The organism is Nitratireductor sp. B36, from assembly GCF_020833685.1.
GTDB lineage: Bacteria > Pseudomonadota > Alphaproteobacteria > Rhizobiales > Rhizobiaceae > Nitratireductor.
In genome coordinates this window covers 185,432-209,879 of record NZ_JACKZY010000003.1, presented here as the reverse complement: position 1 = coordinate 209,879, position 24,448 = coordinate 185,432, and the positions used below count along the sequence as shown (strand labels likewise).

At 59.0% G+C, this 24,448-nt stretch carries 27 protein-coding genes; 18 read left to right on the top strand and 9 right to left on the bottom strand.

Going from position 1 to position 24,448, the window contains the following annotated elements:
• The first annotated feature begins 3 nt into the window (after positions 1-3).
• From H7H48_RS12725 to H7H48_RS12715, 3 genes are read left to right on the top strand one after another with little or no spacing between them, the layout of a single operon-like run.
• Positions 4-1,137: a murein transglycosylase A gene (locus tag H7H48_RS12725; protein WP_255663755.1), complete on the top strand. Its 1,134-nt coding sequence runs from the start codon at positions 4-6 to the stop codon at positions 1,135-1,137.
• Positions 1,138-1,140: 3 nt separating this feature from the next.
• A complete protein-coding gene (locus H7H48_RS12720; protein WP_229449441.1) occupies positions 1,141-1,704 on the top strand; it encodes a Smr/MutS family protein in 564 nt (187 codons plus the stop codon).
• Entirely contained in the window at positions 1,701-2,081 is a 381-nt protein-coding gene (locus H7H48_RS12715; RefSeq protein ID WP_229449440.1) for a helix-turn-helix domain-containing protein, read from the top strand. Before H7H48_RS12720 ends, H7H48_RS12715 begins: the two co-directional genes overlap by 4 nt.
• Before the next feature lie 6 nt (positions 2,082-2,087).
• Here the strand turns inward: H7H48_RS12715 and H7H48_RS12710 are convergent, their stop codons facing one another.
• The 4 genes from H7H48_RS12710 to hslV all read right to left on the bottom strand — a co-directional run bounded on the left by H7H48_RS12710 (position 2,088) and on the right by hslV (position 5,634).
• Positions 2,088-3,065: a DUF1402 family protein gene (locus H7H48_RS12710; RefSeq protein ID WP_370633378.1), complete on the bottom strand. Its 978-nt coding sequence runs from the start codon at positions 3,063-3,065 to the stop codon at positions 2,088-2,090.
• Positions 3,066-3,249: 184 nt separating this feature from the next.
• Entirely contained in the window at positions 3,250-4,560 is a 1,311-nt protein-coding gene (gene hslU / locus H7H48_RS12705; protein ID WP_229449439.1) for an ATP-dependent protease ATPase subunit HslU, read from the bottom strand.
• A complete protein-coding gene (locus H7H48_RS12700; protein WP_229449438.1) occupies positions 4,557-5,096 on the bottom strand; it encodes a GNAT family N-acetyltransferase in 540 nt (179 codons plus the stop codon). The genes hslU and H7H48_RS12700 overlap by 4 nt, the downstream gene beginning before the upstream one ends.
• The gene (gene hslV, locus H7H48_RS12695) at positions 5,086-5,634 is read right to left on the bottom strand and encodes an ATP-dependent protease subunit HslV (RefSeq protein ID WP_229449437.1); all 549 of its coding nucleotides are present in this window, start codon (positions 5,632-5,634) and stop codon (positions 5,086-5,088) included. The genes H7H48_RS12700 and hslV overlap by 11 nt, the downstream gene beginning before the upstream one ends.
• A 168-nt stretch (positions 5,635-5,802) precedes the next feature.
• On the opposite strand from hslV, the gene hisB reads away from it, so the two are divergent.
• The 5 genes from hisB (at position 5,803) to hisA (ending at position 9,197) form a co-directional block, all read left to right on the top strand.
• Positions 5,803-6,411 (top strand): imidazoleglycerol-phosphate dehydratase HisB, encoded by a 609-nt coding sequence (hisB, locus tag H7H48_RS12690; RefSeq protein ID WP_229449436.1) that lies wholly within the window; start codon positions 5,803-5,805, stop codon positions 6,409-6,411.
• Between the two features lie 4 nt (positions 6,412-6,415).
• Positions 6,416-6,901 (top strand): DUF2628 domain-containing protein, encoded by a 486-nt coding sequence (locus H7H48_RS12685; RefSeq protein ID WP_229449435.1) that lies wholly within the window; start codon positions 6,416-6,418, stop codon positions 6,899-6,901.
• Between the two features lie 2 nt (positions 6,902-6,903).
• Positions 6,904-7,554, top strand: a complete 651-nt coding sequence (gene hisH / locus H7H48_RS12680; protein WP_229449434.1) for an imidazole glycerol phosphate synthase subunit HisH — start codon at positions 6,904-6,906, stop codon at positions 7,552-7,554.
• A 617-nt stretch (positions 7,555-8,171) separates the two neighbouring features.
• Positions 8,172-8,462: a DUF1330 domain-containing protein gene (locus H7H48_RS12675; RefSeq protein ID WP_229449433.1), complete on the top strand. Its 291-nt coding sequence runs from the start codon at positions 8,172-8,174 to the stop codon at positions 8,460-8,462.
• 3 nt (positions 8,463-8,465) lie between these two features.
• Complete coding sequence (hisA, locus tag H7H48_RS12670; RefSeq protein ID WP_229449432.1) at positions 8,466-9,197, top strand: 1-(5-phosphoribosyl)-5-[(5-phosphoribosylamino)methylideneamino]imidazole-4-carboxamide isomerase; 732 nt, start codon at positions 8,466-8,468, stop codon at positions 9,195-9,197.
• Between the two features lie 164 nt (positions 9,198-9,361).
• Here hisA and H7H48_RS12665 read toward each other — a convergent pair whose 3' ends face one another.
• Positions 9,362-10,108 carry a DUF3800 domain-containing protein gene (locus H7H48_RS12665; RefSeq protein WP_229449431.1) on the bottom strand — a complete coding sequence of 249 codons (747 nt, stop codon included), beginning with the start codon at positions 10,106-10,108 and terminating at the stop codon, positions 9,362-9,364.
• Between the two features lie 44 nt (positions 10,109-10,152).
• Here H7H48_RS12665 and hisF point away from each other — a divergent pair, with 44 nt between their 5' ends.
• The 3 genes from hisF to coaA all read left to right on the top strand — a co-directional run bounded on the left by hisF (position 10,153) and on the right by coaA (position 12,332).
• The gene (gene hisF, locus H7H48_RS12660; protein WP_229449430.1) at positions 10,153-10,953 is read left to right on the top strand and encodes an imidazole glycerol phosphate synthase subunit HisF; all 801 of its coding nucleotides are present in this window, start codon (positions 10,153-10,155) and stop codon (positions 10,951-10,953) included.
• Positions 10,950-11,270, top strand: coding sequence for a phosphoribosyl-ATP diphosphatase (locus H7H48_RS12655; RefSeq protein ID WP_229449429.1), 321 nt, complete (start codon positions 10,950-10,952; stop codon positions 11,268-11,270). The genes hisF and H7H48_RS12655 overlap by 4 nt, the downstream gene beginning before the upstream one ends.
• Before the next feature lie 102 nt (positions 11,271-11,372).
• Positions 11,373-12,332 carry a type I pantothenate kinase gene (gene coaA / locus H7H48_RS12650; protein ID WP_229450075.1) on the top strand — a complete coding sequence of 320 codons (960 nt, stop codon included), beginning with the start codon at positions 11,373-11,375 and terminating at the stop codon, positions 12,330-12,332.
• Here coaA and H7H48_RS12645 read toward each other — a convergent pair.
• The 4 genes from H7H48_RS12645 to H7H48_RS12630 all read right to left on the bottom strand — a co-directional run bounded on the left by H7H48_RS12645 (position 12,319) and on the right by H7H48_RS12630 (position 15,907).
• On the bottom strand, positions 12,319-12,933 hold the full coding sequence (locus tag H7H48_RS12645) for an alpha-ketoglutarate-dependent dioxygenase AlkB (protein WP_229449428.1): 615 nt from the start codon (positions 12,931-12,933) through the stop codon (positions 12,319-12,321). The two genes, coaA and H7H48_RS12645, sit on opposite strands and share 14 nt — an antisense overlap.
• A gap of 264 nt (positions 12,934-13,197) precedes the next feature.
• A complete protein-coding gene (gene lysM / locus H7H48_RS12640) occupies positions 13,198-13,653 on the bottom strand; it encodes a peptidoglycan-binding protein LysM (protein WP_229449427.1) in 456 nt (151 codons plus the stop codon).
• A 120-nt stretch (positions 13,654-13,773) separates the two neighbouring features.
• On the bottom strand, positions 13,774-14,208 hold the full coding sequence (gene arfB / locus H7H48_RS12635) for an alternative ribosome rescue aminoacyl-tRNA hydrolase ArfB (RefSeq protein WP_229449426.1): 435 nt from the start codon (positions 14,206-14,208) through the stop codon (positions 13,774-13,776).
• 88 nt (positions 14,209-14,296) lie between these two features.
• Positions 14,297-15,907 carry a phosphoenolpyruvate carboxykinase gene (locus H7H48_RS12630; protein WP_229449425.1) on the bottom strand — a complete coding sequence of 537 codons (1,611 nt, stop codon included), beginning with the start codon at positions 15,905-15,907 and terminating at the stop codon, positions 14,297-14,299.
• 300 nt (positions 15,908-16,207) lie between these two features.
• On the opposite strand from H7H48_RS12630, the gene H7H48_RS12625 reads away from it, so the two are divergent.
• From H7H48_RS12625 to H7H48_RS12595, 7 genes are all read left to right on the top strand, one after another.
• The gene (locus H7H48_RS12625) at positions 16,208-16,909 is read left to right on the top strand and encodes a response regulator transcription factor (RefSeq protein WP_229450074.1); all 702 of its coding nucleotides are present in this window, start codon (positions 16,208-16,210) and stop codon (positions 16,907-16,909) included.
• A gap of 59 nt (positions 16,910-16,968) precedes the next feature.
• Positions 16,969-18,741, top strand: a complete 1,773-nt coding sequence (locus H7H48_RS12620) for a stimulus-sensing domain-containing protein (protein ID WP_229449424.1) — start codon at positions 16,969-16,971, stop codon at positions 18,739-18,741.
• 5 nt (positions 18,742-18,746) lie between these two features.
• The gene (locus tag H7H48_RS12615) at positions 18,747-19,205 is read left to right on the top strand and encodes an HPr kinase/phosphorylase (protein ID WP_229449423.1); all 459 of its coding nucleotides are present in this window, start codon (positions 18,747-18,749) and stop codon (positions 19,203-19,205) included.
• 248 nt (positions 19,206-19,453) lie between these two features.
• Positions 19,454-19,855: a PTS sugar transporter subunit IIA gene (locus H7H48_RS12610; RefSeq protein WP_223022234.1), complete on the top strand. Its 402-nt coding sequence runs from the start codon at positions 19,454-19,456 to the stop codon at positions 19,853-19,855.
• Positions 19,852-20,172, top strand: a complete 321-nt coding sequence (locus H7H48_RS12605; RefSeq protein ID WP_229449422.1) for an HPr family phosphocarrier protein — start codon at positions 19,852-19,854, stop codon at positions 20,170-20,172. The genes H7H48_RS12610 and H7H48_RS12605 overlap by 4 nt, the downstream gene beginning before the upstream one ends.
• A 145-nt stretch (positions 20,173-20,317) precedes the next feature.
• Entirely contained in the window at positions 20,318-21,718 is a 1,401-nt protein-coding gene (gene ahcY, locus H7H48_RS12600) for an adenosylhomocysteinase (RefSeq protein ID WP_229449421.1), read from the top strand.
• A 203-nt stretch (positions 21,719-21,921) separates the two neighbouring features.
• Positions 21,922-24,444, top strand: a complete 2,523-nt coding sequence (locus tag H7H48_RS12595; protein WP_229449420.1) for a PAS domain-containing sensor histidine kinase — start codon at positions 21,922-21,924, stop codon at positions 24,442-24,444.
• Positions 24,445-24,448 lie beyond the last annotated feature (4 nt).

The window sequence follows — 24,448 nt, the reverse complement described above, 5'->3', positions numbered from 1 at the left end:
TCCTTGTCGGGCGAAGCGTCGTGCACGGCCGCATCTTTTGCGGCGCTTTCGCCAGGCATTGAGCGCTGCTCCTTCGACGATGTGCCCGGATGGCGGCAGGATACCCTTCTCGAGGCTTTTCGTGCCTTTGCCCGTTCGGCGACCCAAGTTGAGACAAAGCCATATCGCTCGGGCTCTCTCGGTATTGTCCTTTCTGCCTTTGCCCCTGCGTACACGGCAGCGCGCGCCATGCCGGATATCGATGAGCGGTCAGCGCGCGCCTTTTTTGAAAGTCATTTCATTCCCTGCCGTATCAAGTCGGAGGATGGCGGCCCAGGCTTTGTGACGGGTTATTATGAACCTGAAGTCGAAGCTTCACGCGTCAAAACCGAGCGTTTCCATGTCCCGCTTTACCGGCGCCCGGACGATTTGGTTGATGTCGACGACAGCAACAGGCCGCCGGATCTGGACCCCTATTTCGCGTTTGCCAGGGAGACGGACCGCGGACTTGTCGCCTTTCACGATCGCGGCGAAATCGATCGCGGTGCCTTGACGGGCCGCGGGTTGGAGCTTGTCTGGTTGGATGACAGGGTCGATGCCTATTTCATCCATGTCCAGGGTGCTGCTCGCCTGCGTCTCCAGGACGGATCGGCAATGCGTGTCACTTACGCCGCCAAATCCGGTCATCATTTCACGGGTGTAGGCAGGGTGCTCATCGAACGCGGCGAACTTTCTCCAGATGCGGTCACAATGCAGAGTATTCGCGCGTGGTTTTCGGAGAATCCGAACCGGATCGACGAGATTCTATGGCAGAATCGCTCGTTCATCTTTTTTCGGGAAACAGAAATGGGTGATCGCGAACTGGGCCCGGTCGCTGCCGCGAAGGTTCAGCTGACACCCGGTCGCTCGATCGCGGTTGATCGCCTCCTTCACACATTTGGCACCCCCTTTTTCATTGACGCGCCGGATCTTCATGCAGTGGATAATGGCCCGTTTCGCCGCTTGATGATCGCACAGGACACAGGTTCGGCGATTACAGGTCAGGCACGCGCCGATCTTTTCATCGGTAGCGGAACTGCGGCAGGAGAGATCGCTGGCGGCATCCGCCACAAAGCGGATTTCTATGCACTGGTTCCACGCACGCTCCTGGGACGCTGATCCATGAGCACCCACACGCCCAAGCGCCTGAGCATGGAAGACCGCATCCTTTGGAACCGGGTGGCGCGGTCAACCGAGCCGCTGAAGGGAAAGATGCTGGAAGAGGCGCCGGAGCCGACCGACGAAACCATGGCAGAGCTTTCCCGCCTGGTGGCAAAGAACACCGGCAGTAAGAATTCTCCCAAGCCAGTTCTCAGGGAGGCCCCTGCGCCGAAAGCCCATCCGACACGGCGAATAGACAAGCCTACCCATACAAAGCTTGCGCGGGGCCGGCTTGCCTTGGAAGGCCGCGTCGATCTCCACGGGCTCACGCAACCCGAAGCACATAGCCTTCTTCTTTCATTCCTCAGCCGCGCCCATGCGGATGGTGTGCGCCATGTGTTGGTCATCACCGGAAAAGGAGCTTCTTTCGGAAGTGATGGCGTGTTGCGGCGTGCCGTTCCGCAGTGGCTTGCAACGCCGCCGTTTTCCTCGCTTGTGAGCGGCATTGATGAGGCCAGTCGCCGGCATGGTGGAGGCGGTGCGTTTTATGTTCGCCTGAAGCGGAAACACGGGAGCGGGATGTGACACCGCTTGGTGAGAAAATCCGCCAGCTTCGAAGGGAGCGTGGGGTTAGTCAGAAGGAAATGGCAGCAGCCATTGGCGTAAGCGCTGCCTATCTCTCGTCTTTGGAACATGGCCGCGCCAGCCCGCCCAATTGGGCGATGGTTCAAAAGATCATAGGCTATTTTAATGTGATATGGGATGACGCAGACGAGATGCAGCGCATCGCGGAGCTTTCCCACCCGCGTGTTGTGGTAGACACGGCAAGACTTTCACCCAACGCCACCGAACTCGCCAACCTTCTGGCGGCTCATATCGGTTCTTTGAAGAGCGCCGAGATAGACCTGTTGCTGAAGCAGTTGCGTGATATCACCGGGGACCGCGCGGTCGGCAAAAAATAGAAGCCGTCAGGAATCTTGGAAGAGCGCCTTCAGCTCGTCCAGTTTGTCATTCACCAGCCAGCCATAATAGTTTTCTTCAGGAAATTTTATCTTCTGGCCTTTTGCCCTGCGCACGCGATTTTCGGCAGCAAGCCGCGCGGCGCGCGCCTCGGGATTGCCGAGATTGTAGAGCGTCGCCGTAATGCCGGGATTTCCGGAAATGTCGAAATCGGCAATACGCTTATAGGCGGAGATAGACTTTTTCACGGTCGCTGCGACATAGGCGAGCGACTTATCCGGATCCATGATGGTCTGGTAAACTTCCTGCGGGTTGTCATGGCTGATCCGTCTGAACCCGGATACCTTGTGCACCATGTCAGTCATTTTGAGTGCGGTCAGTGGGTTGAGCTGGCCGATACCAAAGGTCTGCCCGGCATAAAAGGGCTGGAAGAACACCGCACCGAAACGATCGTTGGGCCATTTTTTCCCGTCCACGCTCTTTCCGCGGAACGTTTTGTCCCAAACCGCCTCGCGGCAGCTCCATAGCTCGTAGCTGCCTTTTTCCTTCTCGCATTCGGCGAATTCGGGTCGGTTGATGAACTGCCCAACGGTTTCGCCGCCATGGGAGAAGGAGAAATCACTCTTCAGATAGGAAATGGCTTTTACATAGTAGGTCTGCAGGCGGTCATACGCATCCACATTGTAGGTGTGTTCGCCAACGATAGCGCCCACCATGTGAACGGGGTCGATCTGATATCGGGCGGAAATGGAGCGGATCTTCGAAACCAGTCCGCTATCGTTCTTCAGTAGCTGATAGACCTTGCCATATTTGGCATCATAAGTGGTTTGCGCGGATTTGGTGCGTTTTGCCGAAACGCCGGGTATGGGGGGCTGCTCGGCATTGCGATTGCCCTCCGGCACCAGGTTTGCCGCTGCGATGGGCAAAACGCCAGCACCCATCAAGCCGGCGCAAATGCCGATAACCAATCGAGCCCGTGATGCCATGTCGCGCCGCTTGCGCCCCCGGTGCATTCTTTTTTTGGATGAGGCGCAAGTTAGGCAAAGCCTGTCAGCAAGTCGAGAGACATTCGTGGGCCGCGCGCGATGACATCGTGACCGCGGCAGAGATGTCACACTTGAGAAGCCGGCTTCATGGCCCTGCCAGGCAAGGCCATGATTTCGATTGACCCTAAAGTATGAAGCGGGACAGATCCGTATTTCTGGCCAGATCTCCGACATTTTCATCGACATACTCCGCATCGATCTTCAGCGCGCTGCCTGACCGGTCGGGAGCATCGAAAGATATCTCGTCGAGCACACGTTCCATCACTGTCTGCAACCGGCGAGCTCCGATGTTCTCCACAGTGGCGTTGAGGTCCACAGCGATGGCCGCCAGCCGGTCGATAGCATCGTCGGTGAACTCCAGCGTCACGCCTTCCGTCTCCATCAGCGCCACATACTGCTTTATGAGGCTCGCTTCGGTTTCCGTGAGAATGCGGCGGAAATCATCCTTCTCCAGCGCTCGCAATTCCACGCGGATCGGGAGCCGACCCTGCAGCTCGGGCAGCAGGTCCGAGGGTTTTGAGACATGGAACGCACCGGAGGCGATGAAGAGAATATGGTCGGTCTTCACCGGCCCGTATTTCGTTGCGACGGTCGTGCCCTCCACCAGTGGAAGCAGGTCGCGCTGCACGCCTTCGCGCGAGACGCCAGCTCCGACGCCACCTTCCCTTGTGGCGATCTTGTCGATCTCGTCGAGAAAGACGATGCCATCGTTCTGAGCGGATTCCAGCGCCCGCTGGGTCACCTCGTCCTGGTCGAGAAGCTTGTCGGATTCATCGGCGATCAGGAGTTCGTAGGATTCCTTGACCGTCGTCTTGCGCTTTTTGGTCTGCTGGCCGCCCATGGCTTTCTGCAGCATGTCGTTGATGTTCAGAACCCCAATATTGGCCCCGGGCATTCCAGGCAGTTCAAAACCGGGCATGCCGCTGCCGGAATCGGAGACCTCCACCTCGATTTCCTTGTCGTCCAGTTCGCCGTTGCGCAGCTTCTTGCGGAAACTGTCTTTCGTGGCGGGGCTTGCCGTTTTGCCAACCAGCGCTTCAAGAACCCGCTCTTCGGCGTTCATATGAGCCCGCGCCTTGACGTTCTCGCGCATTTTCTCGCGCGTCAGCCCGATGGACACTTCGACCAGGTCGCGGATGATCTGTTCCACATCGCGCCCCACATAGCCGACCTCGGTGAACTTGGTGGCCTCCACCTTCACAAAGGGCGCACCGGCGAGCTTGGCCAGACGTCTGGAAATTTCGGTCTTGCCGACACCTGTCGGGCCGATCATGAGGATGTTCTTGGGCATCACCTCTTCGCGCAGCTTGGGTTCGAGCTGCTGCCGGCGCCAGCGATTGCGCAGTGCAATAGCCACGGCGCGCTTGGCATCCTTCTGGCCGATGATGTAGCGATCGAGTTCGGAAACGATCTCGCGCGGGGAAAATGTGGTCATGTGTCCGTCTCGTTCTTCTTGTCGTATTGCATGATGAGAGCGCTTCCGGAGCGTCCTTCGAGATGAGGAATCGGGCGAAAGCCCGCTTTCTCATAGGCACGCACGGCACGGCTATTTTCACGCTCCGGGTCGATCACGATGTTGGTGTATCCCTCGTCCAGAAGCCGTTGGACCATCTGGTTCACCGAGCGGCTGCCGATGCCTCGTGAAAGAAGCGCTTCTTCGCCGATTGACAAATCGACGCCCACGGCATCGTGCGGCAACTCGGCCACCCAGGGCTCATCCGCGAGGATTTCCGGGTCCCTGTTGTCGGCTACAAACCAGTACTGGATGTAGCCAATCGGGTCCCCATCCAGAAGGATCAGAAATGGTCGGGAGCTATCACGCCCTTCCACCATATCGCGGATATATCCCAGCTCCGTCTCAGGTTCTCCCCACCATCGCCGCACATGCGGCTGGTGGAGCCAGTCAAGCAGGAGCGGATAATGCTCGGCCGTGACCGGGGTGAAGTCGATCTGCCCCGGATCACCCGGCATCGAGTGTTTCCACCACGACATTGTCATTGGTGTAGATGCAGATGGACGCAGCAATCTCCATTGCCTTGCGGGCGATTTCTTCGGCGTCCTTGTCGGTGTCGGAGAGCGCCCGCGCCGCCGCAAGCGCATAGTTGCCGCCCGAACCGATAGCCATGATGCCCTGTTCCGGCTCCAGCACATCGCCATTGCCCGTCAGCGCCAGGGTGATGTTTTTATCGGCCACAAGCATCATCGCCTCAAGGCGACGCAAATAGCGGTCCGTACGCCAGTCCTTGGCCAGCTCGACACAGGCGCGCATCAGCTGCTCGGGATATTGTTCCAGCTTGGCCTCCAGCCGCTCGAGAAGGGTGAAGGCATCGGCCGTCGCACCGGCAAAGCCGGCAATCACATTGCCCTTGCCGATGCGGCGCACCTTGCGTGCATTGCCCTTCATCACGGTGTTGCCCAGGCTCACCTGCCCGTCTCCGGCGATCACCACCTTGCCGCCTTTGCGCACAGTGACGATCGTCGTGGCGTGCATGGAATTCTCGTTGCTCATCGCACACTCCTTTTCGTGCCGCCCGAAAAGGCACGGCACCGTCAGAGCGAATATGTAAGTTGAACATCGTGGAATGCAAACGCGAGAGCCGAGATTGGCGAGAGTGCTTGGCGCTGCCCGAACATGCTGCTAGAAGGCTGGCCTTCACGCAGCGCAAAGGGACAGAGCATGGCTTCCAGCAACAAACGCACCGCCGAAGTCAGCCGCAAGACCAACGAGACAGCCATCTCGGTCAAGGTAAGTATCGATGGCGAGGGCCGCTTTGATGTGGCCACCGGCGTAGGCTTTTTCGACCATATGCTGGAGCAGCTTTCCCGCCATTCCCTGATCGATATGGCAGTCAAGGCTGAGGGCGATCTGCACATCGACGATCACCACACGGTCGAGGATTGCGGCATCGCGCTGGGCAAGGCGATCTCCGATGCGCTTGGCGAGCGGCGTGGCATCACCCGCTATGCTTCGCTTGACCTTGCCATGGATGAATGCCTGACACGCGCTGCAATCGATGTTTCGGGGCGTCCTTTCCTTGTCTGGGACGTGGCGTTTCCGACCCAGAAGATCGGCACGTTCGACACCGAGCTGGTGCGTGAGTTCTTTCAGGCGCTGGCGCAAAACGCCGGCATCACGCTCCATGTGACCAATCACTACGGTGCCAACAGTCACCATATTGCCGAGACCTGTTTCAAGGCGGTGGCGCGTGTGCTGCGCACCGCCTGTGAGGCAGATCCACGCCAGGGCAACGCCGTACCCTCCACCAAGGGCAGCCTGAAGGGATAGGCCGATGGCAAGCTATGTGGTGATGGAGCCGCCCGAGGGGGGACCGGAACAAGCAATTCTGGTGCGCGATGGTTTTGCCCTGCTGGCTTTCATCATGCCCTTTCTCTGGTTTCTCTGGCACCGAATGTGGCTGGAGGCACTGGCAGCCCTTGCCGCTGCACTTCTGATCGGCGCTACGGGGACGTTCGAAGGCTGGTCTGCGCCTGCCACGGTCGCTTCGCTGTGCCTCTCGCTTTTTCTTGCCCTCGAGGCGCGCAATTTGCGTGTTGCCATGTTGTCCCGGCGCGGTTGGCGTGAATGGGGAGTGGTTGATGCGGCAAACCGTGACGAGGCCGAGACCCGCTATATGGCCGGGCTCTTGTCCGACGAGCCGGAAGCCCGCAGGGAAACACCACTTCCCGCTCTCCGTGAAACGCCGGGACCGGCAAGGATTGCAGGCCGTGCCAGCGAACCGGCGCTTGGTCTCTTCACCTATCCTGGAGCGCGTTGACCATGAAGGTTGCGATCATCGATTACGGTTCGGGCAATCTGCGCTCGGCCGCAAAGGCCTTCGAGCGTGCTGCGCATGAAAACGGCATCGCAGCCGAAATCAACGTGACGGCAGACGCCGATGCCGTCCGCACCGCCGACAGGGTTGTTCTGCCGGGTGTCGGTGCCTATGCCGACTGCCGGCGGGGGCTCGATGCCGTGCCGGGCATGGTCGAGGCGATCACGGATGTTGCCATTCATCAGGCGCGTCCCTTCCTCGGCATCTGTGTAGGCATGCAGCTCATGAGCGAACGCGGGCTGGAAAAGTCGGTCACGGAAGGGCTCGGCTGGATTGCCGGAGATGTGGTCGAGATGACCCCGGCCGACCCGGAGCTGAAGATCCCGCAGATCGGCTGGAACACGATTCACGTGAAACACTTGCACCCGATTTTCGATGGAATCCCCACCGGAGCCGACGGTCTGCACGCCTATTTCGTGCATTCCTATTACTTTGCGGCCCGCAATGAGGCGGAGGTTCTCGCCACCGCTGACTATGGCGGGCCGATCACTGCCGCGGTCGCGCGGGACAATCTGGTGGGCACACAGTTCCACCCGGAAAAGAGCCAGGCGCTTGGCCTGGCGCTGATCGCCAATTTCCTTCGCTGGAGGCCTTAGAAACCTGGCAGCATCGGTTCTGAACTTGCCTGCTTCTGCAGGCGCATGAAGCGAGGCTGGTGCTTCTCGAATCTATCCTTAACTGGTTGATTCGGAAGCAGTCGTCGGAACACTTTAATCGCAGCTTCTCTACTGCCTGGACATTCTATCTCTTCCCATACCTCGTATAGGCGACGCGGGTCGACGTCGAAGCGTGCTTGAATGTCTCTTAGTTTCCAGCCGCAAGCCCTCAATACCCAGGACTTTACGGCGTCGGTATGTGTTAACTTGGCATGAGCCATCGCTCTTCTCCTTGGGAGGAAAATACGGATGCCGGCCAAAGGAAGGAAGTTGACTGAGATTCAGCGATATGATTTGAAACTCCAGTAGGAAATATCCTATTGCCCTCGGCATCCAATTCGTTGCGGGCTTCAAAAAGCCGGGCCGGAATCCCGGCTTTTTGTATTTGGCGAATCGAGTCTTACGTAGGGAGCGTGAGGGAGTCCAGATTGGTTTAATGCAGATTAACAGCCGCTTATGCTTTTTGGGGATAAGTGGCCGAATGAGAATTGCAGCTTCTATTTAAGTCGAACACCGCTGGATTCTTATTTCTCATTCTGAATCCCTTCTAAAAGTGCATGAACAAAAAAGGCTACTGGATCGCGCAGGTCGAGATCACCGATTTCGAGGGCTACAGGAAATATATCGAAGCCAACGCCGCCGCCTTTGAGAAGTACGGCGCGAAATTTCTGGTGCGGGGCGGGCAGTCGGTCGCGCCGGAGGAACCGACGGGCGACCGTCAGGTGGTCATCGAGTTCGCGTCCTATGAGCAGGCGCTCGCCTGTTACCATTCGCCGGAATACCAGCATGCCATCACATTCCGGCAACCCGTTTCAAAAGCCAGGCTCAGCATCATCGAGGGCGTCTGACACATGATCCTTTTTCCCGCCATCGACCTGAAAGACGGCCAGTGCGTTCGGCTCAAGCTGGGCGATATGGACGAGGCAACGGTCTACAACACGGATCCTGCCGCGCAGGCCCGCAGCTTTGAAGAGCAGGGCTTCGAATGGCTTCATGTGGTTGACCTGAACGGAGCCTTCGCGGGCGCGAGTGTCAATGGCGATGCCGTCGAAGCGATCCTGAAAGCGACGAAAAACCCGGTGCAGCTTGGCGGCGGCATCCGCACGCTCGGCCATATCGAGGCCTGGCTCGAAAAGGGCCTCTCGCGCGTGATCCTCGGCACCGTGGCGGTGCGCGATCCCGATCTGGTGAAGGAAGCCTGCAGGGCCTTTCCGGGCAAGATCGCCGTCGGCATCGATGCGCGCGGCGGCAAGGTGGCCGTGGAAGGCTGGGCGGAAACCTCCGATCTTTCAGCCATTGATCTGGCTCGCCGGTTCGAAGGCGCGGGCGTGGCCGCCATTATCTACACGGATATCGACCGGGACGGTGTTCTGACCGGCATCAATTGGGAATCGACCATAGAGCTCGCCGATGCGGTCTCCATCCCCGTGATCGCCTCTGGCGGCCTCGCCTCCATTGCTGATATCGTGCGCATGACCATGCCCGACGCGGCGAAGCTCGAAGGCGCCATTTCCGGCCGCGCCCTTTATGACGGGCGGATCGATCCGGCGGAAGCGCTGAGAATTCTGCAGAAGAACGGATAGAAGTCATTTTCTCAGCAAATAGAATCACTTGCTTCGATTTCCATAACCGATTGGAATCGCTTCTGTTTTCTTGACTTTTTTGGGCAATGCTGTATATTGAAGTCAAATGGATTGGGGTTTCCCGGTCGGCGTCGGGCCTTGGAGTAATCCGAGGCCTTTCGCTTTTATGGCACGATGATGCCCTGGCTTGGTGGGCTGTAACGTCGACCTCGATAGAGTTTTGCGCGGATCAGTTCAAACGCCCGGTTTGTCTGATTTTTCCTAAAAACGCTTAATCCAATCGGGCGTGCGGTCAGATCGGCGATCTGCATTCCCGTCGAATTGGCCTTCTTGTCGCAAAAGACAATCTCAAATCGGTCCAGTGGAAGGGAAAGATCGTTTTGGCCAGACACGATCCGGCGAAACTCGAGCTCCAGTTCTCTGTCTTCCTTTGCGCCGCGCTTCTCGAAAATGAAGTAGGTTCGCTTGCCAAATTGTCCATTTCGTTTCAGAAAACCGCACACATGCTGGAGACTGATGCGAAGGGAGATGGCGTAGGGATTTTCGGGAAAGAGATCCAGCTTCAGGTCCGGCTTGTAAATCACGGTGCTGAATATTTTGAACCGCGCATTGGTGAGGCAGTCGGAAAGGTCGTCCAGAAAATTTTCCCTGACAACACGATCGGTCAATATCCGGAAAGCGCCATTCTGTTTGCGGATGTCGTGCTCGTGAAGAATGATTGCGTCATGCCCGAAATATCGGAATTTCAGGGCCTGAAATCGAGGAACGATGCGGCTGCAATAGGTGGTTTTCCTGAAACCGCAAAGAGATAAAGAAAATACGGGATAGGATGGATCGATGGATCTAAGGGAGTGATCGCCACTCTCATCGGCATAGATTATGTATTCGCTGTCAACAGATAGAGAATCCATCTGACAAGACTAATGGAACTTAAAGTTGTGTGCAAAGTGAACCAATGACCCTCAAAGCCCGCGTCATCCCCTGTCTCGATGTGAAAGACGGTCGCGTCGTCAAAGGCATCAATTTCGTCGATCTGATCGATGCCGGCGATCCGGTGGAAGCGGCGAAGGCCTATGATGCCGCCGGGGCAGACGAGCTCTGCTTCCTCGACATCACCGCCTCCAGCGACAACCGCGAAACGATCTTTGATGTCGTGGCGCGCACTGCCGAACAGTGCTTCATGCCGCTGACGGTGGGCGGTGGCGTGCGCGAGGTTTCCGACATTCGCAAACTCCTGCTCGCCGGAGCCGACAAGGTGTCGATCAACACGGCGGCTGTGAAGGACCCGGAACTGGTGGCGCGCGCGGCCGACAAATTCGGCGATCAGTGCATCGTCGTGGCGATAGACGCCAAGCAGGTGTCGGGCGAAGGCGAACCGCTGCGCTGGGAAATCTTCACCCATGGCGGGCGCACGCCGACTGGCATCGATGCGGTGGCGTTTGCACGAAAGGTGGTGGACCTTGGCGCCGGCGAGATCCTGCTGACCTCGATGGACCGCGATGGCACCAAGGCCGGATACAACATTCCTCTGACCCGCGCCGTAGCCAATGCGGTGCGTGCGCCGGTGATCGCTTCCGGCGGCGTCGGTACGCTCGATCACCTCGTCGAAGGCGTGCGCGAGGGCCATGCCAGTGCCGTGTTGGCCGCCTCGATCTTTCACTTCGGCACTTATACGATCGGCGAGGCCAAGGCATATATGGCCTCGGCGGGCATTCCCATGCGGCTCGATCCCGCACAGACCCCGGAGCAGGCATGAGCCAGTTCGACCTCACCCGACTGGAAGCCATCATCGCCGAGCGCGCGCGCTCGGGGGACGAAAACTCATGGACGGCCAGGCTGTTTGCAAAGGGCACTCCCAAGGCCGCGCAGAAGCTGGGCGAAGAAGCCGTTGAAACGGTGATCGCCGCTGTCTCGCGCGACAGGCAGGAGCTGATTTCCGAAAGCGCCGATCTTCTTTATCATTGGTTGGTGGTTCTGGCTCTTGAGGGCGTCACGCTTGATGAGGTGATGTCCGAGCTCGAGCGACGCACCGCGCGCTCGGGTATGGAAGAAAAGGCATCCCGAAAGGGATAGATCGTTTCTGCGCGGGATGGCATCATCTGGCGCATGAGCGATAGCCAGAGATCCCGGAAGGCGACGACAGCCATGGCGGCGAGGAAGGGGGCCGCGAACTTCATGGACCAGCTTGTCTCAGGGGAGAAATACTCCCCCTATCGCATTTTTACGGCGGAGAAATGGGCGAAGTTTCGCGCCGACACGCCACTCACCCTGACCGAGGATGAGGTTCGGCGACTGCGTTCGCTGAACGACCCCGTCGATCTTGAAGAAGTGCGCCGGATATATCTGTCCATGTCGCGGCTTCTTTCGGCTCATGTGGAGGCCACGCAGCTTCTGTTTCGCCAAAGACAGGCGTTTTTCGACAGCCAGGATGTTGTGAAATCACCCTTCATCATCGGCATCGCCGGTTCGGTGGCGGTCGGTAAGTCCACAACTGCGCGCGTGCTCAAGGAGCTGCTCGCCCGCTGGCCTTCCAGCCCGAAAGTGGATCTGGTGACAACGGATGGCTTTCTCTATCCCAACGAGATTCTGCGGCGTGACAATCTTATGGAGCGCAAGGGGTTCCCCGAAAGCTACGACCTCGGAGCGGTGCTGCGGTTTCTGTCCGCCATCAAGGCCGGCCTGCCAAATGTTCAGGCGCCGCTCTATTCGCACCTTACCTATGATGTCCTGCCGGGTGAATATCGCACCATCGACCGGCCGGATATTCTGATTTTCGAGGGCATCAATGTGCTGCAGACACGTGATCTGCCGCAGGATGGAACAGCGGTTCCGGTTGTTTCGGACTTTTTTGATTTCTCGATTTACATCGACGCGCCGGAAGATCTCATCCATCAATGGTATGTCGACCGATTCATGCGGCTGCGCGAGACCGCGTTCCAGAACCCAGAGTCCTTTTTCCATCGTTATGCGACACTGAAACCAAGTGCCGCCCTCGCGATCGCCGAGCAACTCTGGGAAAATATCAATCTCAAGAATCTGCGTGAAAACATTCTTCCGACGAGGCCGCGCGCCGACCTGATTCTGCGCAAAGGCGCCAACCACCTGACCGAAGAGGTCGCGCTCAGGAAGCTGTGACGCGCCGCAGGGTCAGATTGATGCGGCCGGGAGCGGAGAGCAGCGTCGACGTGCCCGGATAGATGCGGTCGACCCCGTGAAAGGCAAGTCGCCCTGCCCCGCCGAGCACCACCACATCGCCGGACTGGAGCTTGACTGACAAGGTTTTGTCGCTGCGTTTCGTGCCGCCGACACGAAAGAGGCAGGCATCGCCGAGCGATACTGAGACCACAGGCGCGGCAAAGGCCTCTTCATCGCGATCCTGATGCAGGCCCATCTTTGCCCCGTCGGTATAGTGGTTGACGAGACAGGCTTGAGGTGGAGCGGGGAAATCCGCCACCTCATTCCAAAGGGCTAGAAGGCTTTCAGGGATGGCAGGCCAGGGCTTCCCGGTGACGGGGTGCGTCTCCTGATACCGGTATCCGCGTTCCTTGTCCGTAACCCAGCCGAGAGCGCCGCAATTGGTCATGCGGACACTCATTTCCTTGCCGGTTCGCGGCATGGCAGGCACGAACAGCGGCGCCTCGCGCACCACGGCGCGTATCTCGCCGAGCAGCGCCTCCTGCGCCGGGCGGTCGAGATATTCGGGCAGGTGGATCACGCCTTCGGTCAGGGTGGGCAATCAAATCTCCTTAAACCGAGTAAGGTGCATGATGCACCGTTGCATTGATGGAGTGCGTGGTTCGACAAGCTCACCATGAGGAAGGTGGTATCGGGCAAGTCTGGTCATGAACATGATGGAGGGGTTTGCAGCCAATCCCGCTCCTCATGGTGAGCTTGTCGAACCACGCATCACACAGACAGCCTCACTTAGGAAGCTTACGCCTGCAAACAAAAAACGGCGACCCGAAAGCCGCCGTCTCATGCCAGATAATGACAGTTGCGATCACGCCTCGGCGAGATCGGGAATACGCAGCACCTGGCCGGGATAGATCTTGTCCGGGTCGTCAAGCATGGGCTTGTTGGCCTCGAAGATGACAGTGTACTTCGCACCTTTGCCCTTGCCGTAATTGGCCTCGGCAATCTTCCAGAGATTGTCGCCTTTTTTCACGGTGTAGAAGACCGGTGCCTTGGCCTCGGCTGAAGCGACTTTGAGCTCGCCAGCCTCCACCTTGGAAATGCCGAGCGTGTTGCCGACCGCAACGACAGCCTTTTCAAACGCCGACTGGTCAGCCACCTCGCCTTTGAGAACAACCTTGTCACCTTCTACGACCACATCGACCTTGTCGGTGCCGAGCTTGTGGGAATCGAGTTCCTTCTTCAGTTGGTCTGCTGCCGGCGGCTCTTCGTCCACCATGCCGAGCTTTTTGCCGACTGATTTGACAAAATCGAAAATGCCCATGGAAATGTCTCCAGTTAGAATTCGCTGATATTTGACGTGTATCAGCTCAAAATTTCAACTGCAAAACAGTTGCTGGGCAAAAGTTACGGTAGCGGATTCGCCGACGAGACTATGTCGATCTCAATCGAAACTGATTTTCCCACGTAGTTTCTTCACCGATGAACGACCGGCTTTGGCCTTCAACCGGCGTTCTATCGCGGAACGAGAGGGTTTAGTTTTCTTGCGGGGTCTGGGCGGCGGTTCGGCGGCGCGGGTCAGAAGTTGGGCGAGCCGGTCGCGCGCGTCGGCGCGATTCATTTCCTGGGTGCGGTAGCGGCCTGCCTCAATGACGATCTCGCCCTCTTTCGTGGCACGGCTTCCGGCAAGCTCCAGAACCCTTTCACGCACACGCTGCGGCAGGCCGCGTGCTGTCCTTGCGTTGAACCTCAGTTGCACCGCGGTTGCTACCTTGTTGACATTTTGACCGCCGGGACCGGAGGACCGGATGAATTGCTCCTGCAACTCGTCCTCGAAAACGGTCACGCCATCCCTGATGTTGAGGTCGTCCTCGGCCATAGCTCCTGTCCGCTATAATGAAAAGGCCCGGTCTCAACGACCGGGCCTGAACATGCGCATTCAGCAAGCGGGATGCAAGTGGGCCGGGTTATTCGGCAGCTTGCGCCATCTGTGGCGCAGCTTCGCGCACGGTGGCATCCACATGCGTTTCGAACTTCTCAAAATTGTCGATAAACATCCCGACGAGCCGGCGAGCCTGCGCATCATAGGCTGCTTTGTCAGACCAGGTGGAGCGCGGATCCAGAACGCTGCTCTCGATCCCAGGTACCGCCACCGGCACGGCGAAGCCAAAATGCGGGTCGGTGCGGAACTCCGCGTCGTTCAACTCACCGCTCAAGGCCGCGTTGAGCAGGCCCCGCGTCACCTTGATGGGCATGCGGCTGCCCACACCATAGGCCCCGCCGGTCCAGCCGGTGTTGACCAGCCAGCAGTCGACACCGTGACGGGCGATCAGGTCGCGCAGCAGATTCCCGTACTCGGAAGGATGGCGCGGCATGAAGGGCGCACCGAAGCAGGTGGAGAAGGTGGCCTCGGGTTCCGTCACGCCCTTTTCGGTTCCGGCCACTTTGGCTGTGTATCCCGACAGGAAGTGATACATGGCCTGAGCCGGTGTGAGCTTTGCGATGGGCGGCAGAACACCGAAAGCATCCGCGGTCAGCATGATGATGTTGTTCGGATGACCGCTGCGACCGGTTTCGCTTGCGTTCGGGATGAAGTGCAGGGGATAGGCGCAGCGCGTGTTCTCGGTCAGACTGCCATCGTCAAAATCCGGGCGGCGCTCTGCATCAAGAACCACATTCTCCAAAACTGTGCCGAAACGGCGCGTGGTGGCAAAGATTTCCGGTTCGGCCTCTTCAGAAAGGCGTATCGTCTTTGCGTAGCAGCCACCCTCGAAATTGAAGAGACCGGTCTCGCCCCAGCCATGCTCGTCGTCGCCGATCAGCGTCCGGGACGGATCCGCCGAAAGCGTGGTCTTGCCGGTGCCCGACAGGCCGAAGAACACAGCGGCATCGCCATCTGGCCCGACATTGGCCGAGCAGTGCATCGGCATCACGCCCTTTGCCGGCAGAATGTAGTTGAGGGCGGTGAAGACCGACTTCTTCATTTCGCCGGCATAGGAGGTGCCGCCGATCAGAACGATATTGCGCGTCAGATCCACAGCGATAACGGTTTCGGTGCGGCAGCCGTGGCGCTCGGGATCGGCGCGGAAGGAAGGCAGGTCGATGATCGTCATCTCCGGCACGAAGGAGGCAAGTGCCTCCACCTCGGGCCGCAGGAGCAGATTGCGGATGAACAGCGAATGCCAGGCATATTCTGTGATGACGCGCACGGGCAGGCTGTTTTCGGGATCGGCTCCGCCGACAAGATCCTGCACAAACAGATCCCGGTCAGCTGCATGGGCGATGAAATCGGCGTGAAGTGTCTCGAAATGCTCGGAGGAGATGGGCTTGTTGTTGTCCCACCAGACCGCATCCTCCGTTTCGGCGGTACGCACGACGAACTTGTCCTTGGCGGAGCGGCCCGTGTGCTGGCCGGTTTCGGCCACCAGTGCACCATCTGCGGTGAGTTTCGCCTCCCCGCGACGGATCGCCTCCTCATAAAGCGCAGCCGGCTGAAAATTATAATGGACGGCGCCCGTCATTTTCAGACCATTGCTGTCGATCCCGCAAGCCGGGTTGCGCATGCCGGTTTCGTTCATCGTAACCACCAGATTTCCCTTGAGATGCCTGTCCGCGCAGGCGATCCAAGCTGAAAACACAAATAAGCGAGGGATATCAAACCATTAATCGATTTAAATTTTTTAAAATCGTTTAAATCGTTTAAATCGGGTTGGATTCGACCAGTATTTGCACAGCTTCGCAGCGCCGGGAGGTGTCATGAGAAGCACCTGTGTGACACGAGGGGCTTTATATGCCACATTTTGTACCCAATTTGTCCTGCATCTGCACAGCCGATCGATGCAGATAGGGACGACATGCCCATGAGGGAGCCGCTGGATATGGCAACAATCGCGCTTGTCGATGACGACCGCAACATTCTCACCTCCGTTTCCATAGCACTGGAATCGGAAGGCTATCGGGTCGAAACCTATACGGACGGCGTTTCGGCGTTGGAGGGACTTGGAGCCCGACCGCCCAATCTTGCAATCCTCGACATCAAGATGCCGCGGATGGATGGCATGGAGCTGTTGCGCCGACTGCGCCAGAAGAGCGATGTCCCGGTCATCTTCCTGACCTCCAAGGACGACGAGATCGACGAACTCTTCGGTCTGAAGATGGGCGCTGACGATTTCGTCCGCAAACCGTTCTCGCAGCGCCTTCTGGTCGAGCGTGTCCGGGCCGTTCTGCGCCGCGCGAGCAATCGAGAAACCGCTGCAAAGACCCCGGGCAAGCAGTCGCAATCGCTGGAACGCGGGCAGCTCGTCATGGACCAGGAACGCCATACCTGCACCTGGAAGGGGCAGCCTGTCACGCTGACTGTCACCGAATTCCTGATCCTGCATTCGCTGGCGCAGCGTCCCGGCGTGGTGAAGAGCCGCGATGCCCTGATGGATTCGGCTTATGACGAGCAGGTGTACGTGGACGACCGCACCATCGACAGCCACATCAAGCGCCTGCGCAAGAAGTTCAAGGCGGTTGACGGCGAGTTCGACATGATCGAAACGCTCTATGGCGTAGGCTATCGCTTCCGCGAGATCTAGACCTTGGGGTCACCCCGGAGATGCGGTTGCCCGGCGCGCGCGTCGGCAAGACAGTGGCGATGAGTGCAGAAACTGAAAAGACGGAGCGGCGGTCCTCGAAGACCGCACGTCCAGCAGGTCAGCCCTTTCTGGGTCGGCTTGCCGTGCCGCTGCGCCGTCTTTTTGGCCACTATGTATTTTCGAGCCTCACGCGGCGTATCCTGTTTCTCAACCTTGCTGGTCTCGGCGTTCTGGTTGTCGGGGTTCTCTATCTGAACGAGTTTCGCGAAGAGCTGATCAGCGCCCGCGTTGAGAGCCTGATGACTCAGGGCGAAATTATTGCTGGCGCCATAGCGAGTTCCGCCGAGGTGGAAACCGACTCCATCCTTGTTGATCCGGACAAGCTGCTCGAGCTGCAGGCGGGGCAAAGCCTTCCGCCGCGAGGCGACCAGTTGGAGAGCCTTGATTTCCCGATCAATCCGGAGCGTGTAGCCCCTCTTCTGCGAAGGCTCATACCGCAAACCCGCACCCGCGCCCGCATCTATGATCCGGATGCCAACCTGCTGCTGGATTCTCAGTATCTCGGGCAGGTTCTTCGCTACGAATTGCCGTCCATTGAGGATGACGATGCGAGCATTTTCGATCAGGTTTGGCAGCGGATGAAAGAGATTTTCCGACGCAGGGATCTGCCGGTTTATAAAGAGCAGCCGGGAGGCAGCGGCGTGGCCTATCCCGAGGTGATGCGGGCACTCACCGGCACCACCAACCACGTGGTGCGCGTCAGCGAACAGGGCGAGCAGATTGTCTCCGTTGCAGTACCGATTCAGCGCTTCCGGGCTGTCCTCGGCGTGTTGCTTCTGTCGACGCAGGGTGGCGACATCGACAAGATCGTGGCTGCCGAGCGCAAAGCCATTCTGCGCGTTTTCTTTGTCGCTGCTCTGGTGACGGCCATCCTCTCCCTGCTTCTTGCCTCCACCATTGCGAACCCGTTGCGGCGGCTCTCTGCGGCAGCGGTGCGGGTGCGTCGTGGTGCACGGTCACGAGAGGAAATTCCCGATTTTTCCCATCGCCAGGATGAGATCGGCAATTTGTCCTCGGCTCTGCGCGATATGACCAAGGCGCTCTATGCGCGCATTGATGCCATCGAAAGCTTCGCTGCCGACGTGGCCCATGAGCTGAAAAATCCGTTGACCTCCTTGGGCAGCGCCGTTGAAACGCTTCCGCTTGCCAAAGACGAGCGCTCACGCGAACGGCTTCTGGAAATCATCCAGCACGATGTGCGGCGGCTGGATCGACTGATCACTGACATTTCCGACGCCTCCCGGCTCGATGCGGAGCTTTCCCGTGAGGATGCAGACCGTGTGGAACTGAAGCAGTTTGTTGGCGATCTGGTCGGAGCGATCCGTGAGGCAGGTTCGACGAAGAAGCCCGTGGAGATCACCTTCACGGCCGAACCGAAGGGTGAAACCGAGACGGCCTATCTCATCCAGGGACACGATTTGCGTTTGGGGCAGGTGATCACGAATCTCATCGAGAATGCCCGTTCTTTCGTTCCGGAAAAAACGGGACGGATCGATGTACGCCTGTCGCGCGCCGGCAAGCGCATCATCCTCACCGTGGAAGACAACGGGCCGGGGATTCGCGTGGAGAATATCGATCGGATTTTTGAGCGGTTTTACACGGATCGACCCGCTGGCGAAGCGTTCGGCCAAAACTCCGGCCTTGGCCTTTCAATCAGTCGCCAGATTATCGAGGCCCACGGCGGCACGTTGACGGCGGAGAACATCGCCGGGGCGAAGCCTGGTGACATCAAGGGCGCCCGCTTCATTGTGGCTCTGCCCGCCGAGGCCTGACCGAAATGCCCAACTGCCACGCCACCGCCATTGTTGTCGCCGGATCCGGAATATTGGTCGAGGGTCACTCAGGCAGCGGCAAGACGATGCTCGCTCTGGAGGCCCTCGCTTTTTTCCAGGCGGCAGGCATCTTTGCAGCCTTTGTTTCAGACGATCAGGTCTGCCTCTCGACAAGAGCGGGGCGCTTGATTGCAAGAGCCCCTTCTTCCATCGCCGGTTTGGCCGAAGCGCGCGGCCTGGGACCGGCAAAGCTGGACCATGTCCCTGCCACGGTGATCGACCTTGCCATTATTCTGGTCGACGAGCGAAAGGCGCCTCGCATCTCCGAGGAAACGGAGATTGTCCGCGAGGGCATTGCGATTCCGTGCGTGGTATTGCCGCAACGACAGGCACGAAGGGCGGTCCACGCCATCGCCGCAACCCTGCAATTGCCGCCTTTTGGTCCGGGTCGCGCCGCCGTTTGAACTTTATTTAGGCGAATCGCCGCAGTTTTGGGCTTGTCAACGGCCTGTGCGTTGACAAGATAGCGCTCTTGCTTTGGGGCAGGACGGGACTGGGGCGTCTCCGGACCTGCTTCCAACAAGGGTGGACCGACAAGGTCTGAACACTAAGTGAAGAAAAACCGGATAAACGGGCAGACCCGTGAAGCCAGTGGATGGAGTAAACGCGTGACAGGCTCGAGCGCAAAACCAAGCATTCGGATGATGTGCCGATGATCGGGCTCGTCTTGGTGACGCATGGCCAGTTGGCCGAGGAATTCCGCCACGCAGTGGAACACGTGGTGGGCCATCAGGAAAACCTGGAAACGGTTTCCATTGGTGCTGAGGACGACATGGAGCAACGCCGTCGCGATATTGTTGACGCGGTTGCTCGGGCAGACACCGGTTCAGGCGTGATCATTCTCACGGACATGTTCGGCGGAACGCCCTCGAACCTCGCGATTTCGGTGATGGACGCCGGCCGTGTCGAGGTGATCGCGGGTGTAAATCTGCCCATGCTCATCAAGCTTTCTTCCGCACGCGCCAATGACGACATGGCGCAGGCGCTCGAGGAGGCGCAGGCCGCTGGTCGCAAATACATCAATGTTGCAAGCCAGGTGCTGAGCGGAAAATGACCGAGGCCCAGGCAAACGATATCTCTGCGCGGGCGCGGTCTTCGGAAGCGTTGACGCGTGAGTTCAGCATCGTCAACCAGCGCGGCCTTCATGCGCGAGCCTCGGCCAAGTTCGTGCAGATGGTCGAAAGCCACGATGCTGACGTCGAGGTCGAGAAGGATGGCATTGCCGTCGGCGGAACCTCCATCATGGGGCTGATGATGCTCGCCGCGAGTCCGGGCTGCAAGATCCGCGTGAGCGCCAGCGGCCCGGAGGCGGAAGCATTGCTCGACGCCCTGCAGACCCTCATAGCAGAGCGCTTCGGTGAAGAGTGCTGAGCCCTATTTAGGTTCACACATGCACGAATAAAGATTTCTTTATATCCATTGTGAGCGGCGTCATGATCTGGTAGTCAGACACCAGCATTCGCGCCCGGCCTGCTGTTCGTGGCGCCCGGATTCATGAAAATCGGAGAGTACGCCAATGAGCGCTGACAAGGATTATGTGGTCGCTGACATTTCTCTGGCCGACTGGGGCCGCAAGGAGATCGAGATCGCCGAGACGGAAATGCCGGGCCTGATGGCCTGCCGTGAGGAATTCGGCAAGGAGCAGCCGCTGAAGGGCGCGCGCATCTCCGGTTCTTTGCACATGACCATCCAGACCGCTGTTCTTATTGAGACGCTGAAGGCGCTGGGTGCGGATGTGCGCTGGGCCTCCTGCAACATCTTCTCCACGCAGGACCATGCCGCTGCAGCCATTGCAGAGAGCGGCACACCTGTGTTCGCCGTGAAAGGCGAGACGCTTGAGGAGTACTGGACCTATACGGACCAGATCTTCCAGTGGAGCGATGGTGAACCCTCCAACATGATCCTCGATGATGGCGGCGACGCCACCATGTACATTCTGATCGGCGCCCGCGCCGAGGCCGGTGAGGACGTTCTGTCCAACCCGGGCAGCGAGGAAGAAGAAGTCCTGTTCGCGCAGATCAGGAAGCGCATGGCTGAGACCCCGGGCTTCTTCGCGCGCCAGAAGGCAGCCATCAAGGGCGTGACGGAAGAGACCACGACCGGTGTGAACCGCCTCTATCAGCTCCAGAAGAAGGGCCTCCTCCCCTTCCCGGCGATCAACGTCAACGATTCCGTGACCAAGTCGAAATTCGACAACAAATATGGCTGTAAGGAATCGCTGGTGGATGGCATTCGCCGTGCAACTGACGTGATGATGGCCGGCAAGGTGGCCGTGGTTTGCGGCTATGGCGATGTCGGCAAGGGCTCGGCCCAGTCGCTCGCCGGCGCTGGTGCCCGCGTGAAGGTCACGGAAGTCGATCCGATCTGTGCCCTGCAGGCTGCCATGGATGGTTTCGAGGTGGTCACGCTTGATGACGCCGCTCCCACCGCCGACATCGTTATCACGACGACCGGCAACAAGGATGTCATCACCATCGATCACATGCGCAAGATGAAGGACATGGCGATCGTCGGCAATATCGGCCATTTCGACAACGAGATTCAGGTTGCAGCCCTGCGCAATCTCAAATGGACGAACATCAAGCCGCAGGTGGACATGATCACCTTCCCGGACAACAAGCGGATGATCCTCCTGTCCGAAGGCCGTCTTCTCAATCTAGGCAACGCCACGGGCCATCCGAGCTTCGTCATGTCCGCATCTTTCACCAATCAGGTGCTGGCGCAGATTGAGCTTTTTGTCCGTGGCGACCAGTACAAGAACGAGGTCTACGTTCTGCCGAAGCATCTCGACGAGAAGGTCGCGCGCCTGCATCTCGACAAGCTGGGCGCTCAACTGACCACGCTTTCGGAAGAACAGGCCTCCTATATCGGTGTTACGCCGCAGGGGCCGTTCAAGCCGGAACACTACCGCTATTAAGTAAAATTAACTAAGGCACAATATATTGATACCGGGCCATTGACTTTTGGCCCGGTATTATTTTTGTCGCGCGCCCTTCTTCACGGCGATTCGCTCACGCGGTACAGTGCTGTGATTCGCGAGGCGGCTGACCTTCCGGGCTGTGGGCCTGGCGAAAGGAAGGGGCGGTCTTGCCAGATCATGCGGCGGAGAAGGAACAAGACATGCCGGGGCTGGACCCGCTGAACGGCGGATCTACGGGCCCTAAGGGCCGACAGCGCAAAGTGGGCATCGTGCGGGGACTGATGCGGTTGCTGACGCTGACGACGGGCGTGGCCGTGCCAACCGTGGCCGCCGCGCAGGCGGCTGCGCAGCTTGCGCCGGGCGTTTCGGTCACCGCTCTCGAAGTCATTCAGATCGCCGTCTTTGCCGGTGTCATGGGCGCAGCATTTCTCTCTGCCATCTGGTTGATCCGTCAGCGCGCCCGCATTGCTTCTGAAAATCTTGAACTCCGTGCACGGATCGCAGAGCTGAGCGGGGCACTCGGCCGCTCCGAGGCTCTTCTCAATCTGAAGGATCAACGCGCGGTCGTCTGGGGCGGCGGCTCGGACAAGCCGGCGATTGTGGGCGATCTTGCGCCTGGGTGCGGTGCGCCGGATGAGCGCTCCGCGTTCCTGGCATTTGGACGTTGGATGATGCCGCGGTCCGCCTCCGCTCTCGACCGCGCACTCGCCACCCTGCGCGAGACCGGAGAGAATTTCGACCTGACCATCGAAACGAGATCCGGCACGATGCTGGAGGCTCAGGGGCGGAAATCTGCCCAGCACACGGTTCTACGGTTCGTCTCGCTTGCCGGCGTGCGTGAAGAACATGCACGTCTTCAGCTTGAGCAGGACAATCTCTTGTCTGAGCGTGCCACGCTTCTGGGCCTGCTCGACGCGCTCGACATGCCGTTCTGGCTCCGCGACAAGGCCGGACAACTGGCCTGGGTCAACCGTGCGTTCACCGGTGCGGTGGATGCCCCCACGAGTGATGCCGTTCTGCGCGAACAGGTCGAGTTCCTGCCCATGTCGGCGCGGGAGGAAATCATCAGCCGTCATCGCGAAGCCAATGAGGTGTTCCGGCAATCCCTGTCCGCCGTTGTTCATGGCGAGCGGCGCGTTTTTGCGGTTACCGATTATGCTGGCGGTCATGGCTCGGCAGGCATCGCGGCGGACATCAGCGAAGTGGAAACGATCCGCCGGGAATTTGAAAGCACGGTCCAGAGTCATTCCGACACACTCGACCAGCTCACAACGGCGGTGGCGATCTTCGACGAGAACCAGAAGCTGCGCTTCTTCAACCAGTCGTTCCAGAAGCTTTGGGATCTCGATACCCCTTTCCTCGAAAGCAGACCCGACAATGCTCTGCTGCTCGACCGGCTACGCAGCGAAGGTACGCTGGCCGAACAGCCCGAATGGCGGCGCTGGAAGGAAGGGCTCCTGTCCGCCTATCGCAGCATGAAACCGCAGGAACACTGGTGGCACCTGCCCGACGGACGCACGATCCGCGTGATCGCCAATCCGCAGCCCAAGGGTGGCGTGACCTGGGTTTTCGAGAATTTGACGGAGAAGTTCGATCTCGAGAGCCGCTACAATGCGGCGATGCGCGTTCAAGGCGAAACGTTGGACAATCTCACCGAGGGCGTCGCGGTGTTCGGCCCGGATGGACGCCTGCGCTTGTCCAATCCGGCTTTCCAGCGCATCTGGAACCTGCCTGACCAGCTTGTCACGCCCGAGGCACATATTGCCGACATCCGTGCGGTGTGCGACCCACTGGCCAAGGACAGCCCGTGGCACAATTTTGTTGCCTCTGTCACTGGCTTCGATGACGAGCGGCGCAGCCAGCATGGTCAGGTGGAGCTCTCTAACGGGTCGGTATTGAGCCATGCCACGATTCCGCTGCCCAACGGCCAGGTGATGATCACCTTTGTCGACATGACCGACAGCGTGAACGTGGAACGCGCATTGAAGGAGAAGAACGATGCGCTGCAGAAGGCAGACAAGCTCAAGAACGATTTCGTGCAGCATGTCTCCTATGAGCTGCGTTCACCGCTGACGAACATTATTGGCTTTACCGAGCTCCTGAACCTTCCGGAAACGGGTCCGCTCAATCAGAAGCAGCGTGAGTACCTGGATCACATAGGGTCCTCCTCCTCCGTGCTCCTCACTGTCGTGAATGACATTCTCGACCTTGCGACGGTTGACGCCGGCATCATGGAACTGGAAATCGGCGAGGTAAGGGTCGGCGACATGGTCGAGGCTGCGGCCGGGCTCATATCGGAGCGCCTGCGCGAACACCAGATCCGGCTCGACGTGCAAATGGACGATGCCGCGCTCGTTTTCCATGCAGACGAAAACCGCGTGCGTCAGGTGCTCTTCAATCTGCTTTCCAATGCGGCCAATTATGCGCCCGAGCACAGCACGATCCGGCTTTCTGCGCGGCAATATGACGATGCGGTGGAATTCAGCGTGCATGATGATGGGCCGGGCATGGCACCCGATGTGTTGGAAACCATCTTCAAACGTTTCGAGCCGCATGTTAATGGCGGGCGCAGGCGTGGTGCGGGGCTTGGCCTCTCCATCGTCAAGAGCTTCGTTGAGCTGCATGGCGGCTCGGTCCACATCGACACGGGCGAAGGGCGCGGAACCACGGTAACCTGCCGGTTCCCCTCCGCGCCGACACAGGCGCGGGTCGCCGCAGAGTAGCCAA